This is a genomic window from Microcoleus sp. OTE_8_concoct_300 (assembly GCF_031383065.1).
Taxonomy (GTDB): Bacteria; Cyanobacteriota; Cyanobacteriia; order Cyanobacteriales; family Microcoleaceae; genus Microcoleus.
Genome location: NZ_JANMZH010000660.1, coordinates 1 through 1,646 on the forward strand (window position 1 = coordinate 1; position 1,646 = coordinate 1,646).

A 1,646-nucleotide genomic window follows, 5' to 3' on the forward strand; every position below is an offset into this window, starting at 1 on the left:
ATTATTCACTGTTTCAATCCTCTTCCTTCTAGGTAGAGGTCGATCTCAAACTGTCAACTGTCAACTGTCAACTGTCAACTGTTGAACCCCTCAATCCGCGTACGCTGCCCCTTGGGGGTGCGGAATGTGGGTTCAAACACCGACAACCCCATGAACCCCAATGGAGCCGCCAGAATTGCTTTTGGGCAGTACAAAGCTTGGCAAGTTGGCATCCACGGCTACTCTGACCCGCATGAAGCTCTTATCCAGGTCGGGGCGGTTAGAGTGCACCGTGACTGGAATCGGGACATGATGAGAACTGGGGATGCGATGGATGAGGGTTACTTTGGTATCAATCAACATTGGGGCTATAACCATCCTAAAAACGACATTCACACAGCCGGAGCTGGATGTTTTGTAGGTCGATTATGTGAAGAACATATCGACTTTATGTATCGCGTCAAATCTGACCCACGGTATATTGCTGACCCAAATTTTGTATTTCCAACAACTATCATTCCGGGCAATAAACTGTAATCTATGAAAAAATGAAACAAGAAACTCTTGATTACATTGCTAGTTCGATCGGTGTTACTGCCATTATCTCAACCTATATTTTTTGGTTGGCTTCTCTACAAATTAAGGATAAGTTAGTCTATAAGATTGAGAAGTTTTCTTATGATTTAACCAAAAAACAAGAAACCGATATGATAACCGCTGGCTATAAAATGCGACGCTGGCAAGATATGAATAAACTTCGATTTATAACTTTGGAAGGCAGAATCGAGGCTATTGAAAAAAAGCTCGATATTGGCTCCTGTAATATTATCCAAACGATCGAAGAACAGTTTTAAGATACAGACTAACGGTTTTAATTTAACCAAATTGCAAATGATGAAACTAAGATTTAGAGAACCAACTAAAGATCAGTTAGACACTATTTCAACTATTTTAGGAGCTGTTGCAGGTATCGCAGAACTTCTTGTAGCCTGCAAACGTGTTAGCAACGAAGATGGTCAACTTGTTGCTGGGATTGCATTAATTGCTTGGGGCTTTTTTAGTAATAAACCGCCTCGCATTCCTAAATTCAGACTACACAACGAACCAACAAATGAATTATTCAATGAACTGAGAGAGGAAGAAGATGATTAGTAATCCAACCAACACACCAAGCAAAAAATAAAAAATTGCTAACTGATTCATAAATCTCATAGTAAAATCACAACTTAAAATGATTTAACTATGAGATTTACTTTTTGGTTATTATGGATTATTAATTTTATCCGATATAACCTTTGTTGTAGCTACGACTCCGCCAACCAAACCTATAATTAGTCCAGCGGTAAAAGTGTCTGCTGGATTTGCTGACTTTTTGCGCTTCAATTCTTCACTTGCCTGATGCGCGTCCTCTTTTAACTCTTTCATTACATTGGGGACAACTTCAGCAGTTGCTAACAAAGCTGTTGTCAATGTTCCTGCCAAAAATACTGATTCGCCTGGTGTTGGTTTACGCATTTTCTCTCCTAGCGGGACTTAAACAAAAAATACGGTAAAAATACGTTATAATGCTTGCATAGCAAGCATATAACGTTAAAGAATGACCAATGAAAGAGACAACCCCTGCCGCGATGCCCCCCTGCTTCGATAGATGGTGTCAAAGATTTGAC

General features: G+C 39.9%; 4 protein-coding genes. 3 read left to right on the top strand and 1 reads right to left on the bottom strand.

Annotated elements, in window-relative coordinates:
- The first annotated feature begins 126 nt into the window (after positions 1–126).
- The 3 genes from ACUVJL_RS29930 to ACUVJL_RS29940 are packed head-to-tail and all read left to right on the top strand — an operon-like array spanning position 127 to position 1,131.
- Positions 127–516, top strand: coding sequence for a hypothetical protein (locus ACUVJL_RS29930; RefSeq protein ID WP_445249159.1), 390 nt, complete (start codon positions 127–129; stop codon positions 514–516).
- 11 nt (positions 517–527) lie between these two features.
- Entirely contained in the window at positions 528–833 is a 306-nt protein-coding gene (locus ACUVJL_RS29935; RefSeq protein WP_445249160.1) for a hypothetical protein, read from the top strand.
- Between the two features lie 37 nt (positions 834–870).
- The gene (locus ACUVJL_RS29940; protein WP_445249161.1) at positions 871–1,131 is read left to right on the top strand and encodes a hypothetical protein; all 261 of its coding nucleotides are present in this window, start codon (positions 871–873) and stop codon (positions 1,129–1,131) included.
- Positions 1,132–1,242: 111 nt separating this feature from the next.
- Here the strand turns inward: ACUVJL_RS29940 and ACUVJL_RS29945 are convergent, their stop codons facing one another.
- Positions 1,243–1,494 (bottom strand): hypothetical protein, encoded by a 252-nt coding sequence (locus tag ACUVJL_RS29945; RefSeq protein WP_445249162.1) that lies wholly within the window; start codon positions 1,492–1,494, stop codon positions 1,243–1,245.
- Between the last annotated feature and the right edge of the window lie 152 nt (positions 1,495–1,646).